The following is a 6,480-nucleotide window of genomic DNA, read 5'->3' on the forward strand; positions in this document are numbered from 1 at the left end:
AGGGAAGACGATGAAGGTATGATCTAATGGAGCAAACAATCAGGCATTAGGCGGGAGGTGCAGAGGTTCGTGCGTTTGATAATCGTGGATGATGAACCTGTAATTCGCCAAGGCTTATTGAAAATGGCACAATTGTATTCACCTTCAATCACCGAACTACTTACAGCGGAGAACGGGCTGGATGCGCTGCAAAAAATCAAAATCGCTCAGCCTGGGATTGTGATCACGGACATACGAATGCCCAAAATGGACGGATTGGAACTATGCCGGGTCCTGCATCAAGAGTTTCCCCATATTCACATCGTGGTCATTTCCGGACACAATGATTTTGAATACGCACGGAAATGTATGCAGTACGGCGTCAAAAATTATTTGTTAAAACCGGTTACAAAAGACGATGTGCACGATGTGCTGGATAAATTGCTGAACCTGTCGACGCCAGGGTACATCCCCGTCTCCTTTTATGTTCAATGGATCGAGCGAATGGAGCAATCGATCTGGTTTATGCAGATGGATGAATTGAATATGCTGAAAGAACAATGGAGAAAACACTGTCTGGGCGCCAAGCTGACTCTGGAACAATTGGAAGAGCTGTTGAAAGACGGCGTCGAGGAATTGGAAAAGCGTTTGCGCGCACGAAATTATGAGCCCGGTTCGGACAATGATCGCGAATATCGTCAGCAAGCCAAAAACATTAATGAAGCGTTGGATCGATTCGATCAAACGCTGACGAAAATGTCAGACGACCTTCTGGCGGCCAGAAACGGGAATTTCAAGGATCCTATGGAAGAGGCCAAGCTTTTTATCGACAGTCAGCTTTCCAAGGATATTACCCTCGAGCAGGTGGCGGCCATGGTTGGATTAACGCCCAATTACTTCAGCGCTATGTTCAAAAAAGTCACGAAGGAGACGTTCGTGCAATATCGGATCAGAAGACGAATGGAGAAGGCCAAAACATTGCTGACGATTCCTCATTATCGTATTGTGGATATTGCGACCGAAGTCGGATACGATGATTATCCGCACTTTACCAAGACATTCAAAAAAATGATCGGCATCTCGCCTTCGGAATATCGCAGTCAATTGGGGATCAAATGAAAAGGGGCACTTTGTACAGGAAATTGCTTTTATATTTCCTTATTGTCATCGTATTGTCTTTGGCGAGTGTCGGCGTGTTTTCGTATGTGATTTCTTCTAAAGAACTGGATGTTCTGGCAAAGGACCAAATGGTTCAAATCGTAAACAATTCGGCTCATCACACGGATCTGTACTTGAAGGCGTACGAGCGGGCTACGGTTTCCTTATTAACGAATATGGACGTCAAAAGATTTATCGATTTGCCGCAAGATCGTGGTGAATACGAATTTTATGATTACCGTAACCAAATTAGGGATTACAGCGCCGAACCCGTTTTTATCCGCAGTCCGGAAATCGCGGCCATCTATATTATCAGTTTCAACGGAAATGCCGTTTATTATTTTAGAGACTTTAGTCCGGCAACATTTAGCAAGGAAGAGGTTAACGATCAACTAACTTATTTTCGGGAAAATACGTTTCGTAAAGGCACGCTTAGCATTCTAAACTACAGTTTGTATAACAAAGTGAGAATTAACAATAGAATTCAAGAAGAAAATATGCTGACCATTGCCAGACAGATTCGAGGTCTTAAATCAGTGGATCCTCAAGGCGTTCTTGCAATCGAGTTTCGGGCTTCGGATTTATCCGCGTTATGGCAAGGGATCGATCTGGGGGAAAACGGATATTTTTTTATTGTAGATGATAAAGGGGAAATGATATACCATCCGCAGAGCGAAAAGATAGGTGCGGTTGTTTCCGATTCGCTTATGGAGAAGATCAAGGAATCGGATCTTCATTCTTTCGAAGACAATGAAGACGGCACGGACAGAATGTACATGTCTCGGAAATCCGACTTCTCTGGCTGGCATCTTGTAGTGTCCAAGCCTGTAGCCGAACTAAGGAAACCGATCTCGAATATTCGTACGACTACAATTATAGTAGGGGGCTTCACACTCGTTGTCGCTTTATGGTTTGCGTTCCGATTTAGCAAATCGATTACGGGCCCCATCCGAATTTTGAAGAACGGGATGCGAAAAACGGAAAAGGGGAATTGGGAAATGATTCCTCTTCCTCCTCGGAGAGACGAGATCACCGAGTTGATGATGAGATATAATATAATGGTCAACCGATTATCGGAGCTGATTGAAGAGGTTTATCAAGTCCAGTTGAAAAATAAGGAAATTCAGATCGAACGGCAGAAAGCCGAGTTCCAATCCCTACAACTGCAGATCAATCCTCATTTTTTATATAACTCTATGGAAACGATCATATGTTATGCCGTTATTCAAGATTCTGAAGAAATATCCGAGATTGTCCAGTCTTTGGCTTATATGCTGCGATATTCTTCTCAGACGAATCTTGAAGAAATTACGGTCGTTAATGAATTAAAGCATGTCATGTACTTCCTTGTTGTATTGCGTCACCGTATCGGGCATCCGTTCGAAATCGATATTGCCCTGGATTCCCAATATCTCTTGTACCATATGGTTCGATTAACCTTGCAGCCGTTAGTTGAAAATGTATTTCAACATGCATTTCCGAACGGGGTAGAGAATTACCACTATGTTCGAATAGCCGGCGGCGAAAAGGACGACACTTTCTGGATCAGCGTGGAAGATAACGGAGCGGGAATGCCGGAAGAGACGCTTGCAGAATTGAATGCTAAATTGAACAAGAACAGACTCGTCGATGAGGAAGTGGATGAGAACGGGAAAAGGAACGGCATTGGCATTCTGAACGTCCACAGGAGAATTCAAATGGTGTTTGGGGATCAATACGGACTGCGAATTGAAAGCCAACTTGATCATGGAACAAAAATGCTGATGATCATGCCATTGTCCGTAAAAACAGTCAACAAGAGTGCAGAGCGTTCCAATTGAGGACCAGAAAATAACCCGCAGGCCTTGGAGCCTGGGCGGGTTATTTTCTTTTAAGAATTGTCTAAGGCAATTCAAAGCGCCGGCCATCGCTCAGCACCACAAATCCTTCTTCTTCAAAGCTAATTCTCCCGGCCTCAGAACTCGGCATAATCTCTACCGCTGTCCATTCTCCAGAACTCCACTGCTCCGGATCCACGGAGGCCATCCATAGCCGTGCGGTATTGGTGGGCACATGATGAGTCCAGATGGCCATCGCTCCTAGTGTTTTAGAGAGCTGGATATCTCGAAATTGTTCTTCGTATACAGGCTGCTCCCATAATAGATGAAACGCGCCATCCTTGGTCAAAGCGGCAATACGAATGCTGACTTCCAACCCATCGCGTTCTTCAAAGGAAATGTTCGAGTGCAATAATACGATTCTTGTTTGGTTATCTTCCAGGTATTGGTACATTTGGCCTGATTCGAGCTGTTCGCCAGTTTTTCCATCGAAAACGGAAAAGGAGGTACCTCCAGCATAGGCGGCAGGGTATTCGTTCCATTGCACATAAACATGATTGCCCAGCCAGCCAAAGGAGTGACAAGGCTCCGCTTGATCATTACGGGAAAGAGAAGTTTCTTGCCCCGATTCCAAGTCTAACAGCGTTAGCTCGCAGGAAGTTTGGGCAGAAGTTCCCTTATGCTCCACACGATTATAGAGTATGCGGCCGCCGTCCTCCGAGAGTACAGCGTTGAACTTATCCGAATCGAGGCCGCCAATCTCCGTCAAGACTCCTTCTTGGTTTTTCGCAAATAACTTATTCTCCCATGCGTAGATCTTGCCAATATCGGATTCGCCGATCAGCAATTTATCCACAAGTGTGATCGCAGCCGTTCGAGAAGGCTCGGAAGATACGCTTTCCACGACTGTGTCTGTAGTGTTTGTATGGAGCGTGGATTCGGGAGTCGGCGTACTCAACGTCGTTGCCTCGCTTCCGTTAGCCGTACAACCTGCCAACAAGAATGCCATAAACAGAACATATTCAGCTTTCTTAAACCTGAAATTTGCCTTCATACGCGTCCTCCGTTCCGGGTACCCTCTATGCGGAAGCTAGCCAATTGTATAACGTTTAAATTAAGGTAATTGTTTCTAGTCCATAAAACAAAAACCAAATTTGGCGGCGGGAAATGGCCCGGGATAGCGCAATATAGCCGCACTAAAGCGGAAAAGCAGAAAAAAATCCGCTCCTAGAGCGGGATAGCGGCTCCTTGTCATGATTGGATTGTGGTTCAGGGCTTCAATGGCAGGGTATTTTGTAGTATGATGGTAGGAGTGATTACGCCATATTAACTGAGAGTAACCTTACGATAGAATTAGGCATGTGCGCGTAGCAGGGCTGATGCTTTCGGAGTGGGTTTGCTGCACAGACTTGTAGGAGGAACGGTATGTCGGAACAATCTGTATCAACGACGTCGGCTAGTCGAACGAGCACAAACAATTTGCTCAGACGGGACGTGCGCTTCCTGGGCAATATTCTTGGCGAGGTGCTAGTGCATCAAGGCGGCCGCGAACTGCTGGACATCGTCGAACAAATTCGGGAACAGAGCAAGGCGCTTCGCGCGGAATTCGTGCCGGAGCTGTTCGAACAATTCAAAACGAAGGTTTCTTCGTTAAGTCCGGAGATTCGCCACCAGGTTATCCGGGCCTTCGCGATTTATTTCCAGCTGGTTAACATCGCGGAGCAAAACCACCGGATTAGACGGAAGCGGGATTATGAAGTGTCCGCTGGCGAAGCGGTTCAGCGCGGTTCCATCGAGAGCGCTATCCAGGATTTAAAGGAACGCAACATTGCGGTTGGCGACGTACAGGACATTCTGAGCGGCATTTCCCTGGAGCTTGTCATGACAGCTCACCCTACGGAAGCGACTCGCAGAGTGGTGCTGGACATCCACAAGCGTATTGCCGAAGACGTGATGCAGCTCGACAATCCGACGCTGACGTATCGCGAGCGCGAGAAGCTCAAGGAGAAGCTGCTTAACGAAGTGCTTATCCTTTGGCAGACCGACGAGCTGCGCGACCGCAAGCCTACCGTTATTGACGAGGTGCGTAACGGACTGTATTACTTCGACGAAACCTTGTTCGAGGTGCTGCCAAGCGTATACGAGGAGCTTGAGCGCTGCCTGACCAAGTACTACCCGGAGGAGCATTGGCATGTGCCAGCTTATCTCCGTTTCGGATCCTGGATCGGCGGCGACCGCGACGGCAATCCGTCCGTCAAAGCCAAGGTGACCTGGGAGACGCTTCAGCTGCATCGCCAGCTGGCAATCAGCAAGTACGAAGAGAAGATTCATAGTCTGATGGATCTGCTCAGCTTCAGCACGAATCTGGTCGAGGTGTCGGAGGAGCTCAAGGATTCCATCCGCAGCGACCGCGAACATGTAGAGCTCAAGTGCGTCGATCTGTGGCGCAACGCGAAGGAGCCTTACCGCATCAAGTTAGGCTTTATGCTGGAGAAGCTTGCGAATACGCGAGACGAATCGCTTAAGGGCACGCCTATGCGTTACAACCATCCGGAAGAGCTGCGGGAGGACCTGCTGGTTATTGACCGCAGCTTGCGCAACCACTATGCGGATTACGTCGCCGATACGGATCTGGCTACGCTTCTGCGCCAAGTGGAGCTGTTCGGCTTCCACCTGATGGCGCTGGACGTTCGTCAGCACAGCAAGGAACATGAGAACGCGATGTCCGAGATTTTGTCCAAGATGCATATCGTATCGGACTACGCATCGCTTTCCGAGGCTGAGAAGACAGAGCTGCTGCATAAGCTGCTTAACGATCCTCGTCCGCTGACTTCCGGTCATTTGGATTATTCGGAGTCGACGCAAGAATGCCTGGATGTCTACCATACCATCTACCGCGCTCAACAGGAGTTTGGCGAAGGCTGCATCTCCAGCTACTTGATCAGTATGACAGAGGCTGCCAGCGATATTCTGGAGGTTGCGGTATTCGCGAAGGAAGTCGGCCTGTTCCGTCAGGAAGCCGACGGCACGGTTCGCTGCACGCTGCAGTCCGTCCCGCTCTTCGAGACGATCGACGATCTCAATGCTGCCCCAGCTATTATGAAGGAACTGTTCGAGCTTCCGATATACCGCAAGGCGATCGAAGCAAGAGACAACGTGCATGAGATCATGCTGGGCTACTCCGATAGCAACAAGGACGGCGGAGTCGTGACGGCGAACTGGGAGCTGCGCGTGGCGCTTAAGGAAATTACAGCCGCGGGCAAAGCTTATGGCGTCAAGCTGAAGTTTTTCCACGGCCGCGGAGGCGCGCTTGGCCGCGGAGGCATGCCGCTGAACCGCAGCATTTTGGCTCAGCCGCCGCATACGATCGGCGGAGGCATCAAGATAACGGAGCAAGGCGAGGTGCTGTCTTCCCGCTACTTCATGAAGGGCATCGCTTACCGCAGCCTGGAGCAAGCGACATGGGCGCTTGTTACGGCGGCGCGTCTGGCGAAGTATCCGCAACAGGAAGCAGAGGCGGAAGCCG

The 6,480-nt window shown here is 48.8% G+C and carries 4 protein-coding genes; 3 read left to right on the forward strand and 1 reads right to left on the reverse strand.

The annotated features are described in order from the left end of the window. Positions 1–69 precede the first annotated feature (69 nt). Both PAT3040_RS17730 and PAT3040_RS17735 read left to right on the forward strand, forming a co-directional pair. A complete protein-coding gene (locus PAT3040_RS17730) occupies positions 70–1,098 on the forward strand; it encodes a response regulator transcription factor (RefSeq protein WP_108993778.1) in 1,029 nt (342 codons plus the stop codon). Next, the gene (locus tag PAT3040_RS17735) at positions 1,095–2,957 is read left to right on the forward strand and encodes a sensor histidine kinase (RefSeq protein ID WP_108993779.1); all 1,863 of its coding nucleotides are present in this window, start codon (positions 1,095–1,097) and stop codon (positions 2,955–2,957) included. The genes PAT3040_RS17730 and PAT3040_RS17735 overlap by 4 nt, the downstream gene beginning before the upstream one ends. Before the next feature lie 61 nt (positions 2,958–3,018). On the opposite strand, the gene PAT3040_RS17740 is transcribed toward PAT3040_RS17735, so the two are convergent. Continuing rightward, positions 3,019–3,810, reverse strand: coding sequence for a hypothetical protein (locus PAT3040_RS17740; RefSeq protein ID WP_146200452.1), 792 nt, complete (start codon positions 3,808–3,810; stop codon positions 3,019–3,021). Positions 3,811–4,379: 569 nt separating this feature from the next. Between PAT3040_RS17740 and PAT3040_RS17745 the strand changes: the two genes are divergently transcribed. After that, on the forward strand, positions 4,380–6,480 hold a 2,101-nt coding region (locus PAT3040_RS17745; RefSeq protein WP_108993781.1), incomplete at its 3' end, for a phosphoenolpyruvate carboxylase.

Source organism: Paenibacillus agaridevorans, assembly GCF_003112455.1.
In the GTDB taxonomy this organism is placed as follows: domain Bacteria; phylum Bacillota; class Bacilli; order Paenibacillales; family Paenibacillaceae; genus Pristimantibacillus; species Pristimantibacillus agaridevorans.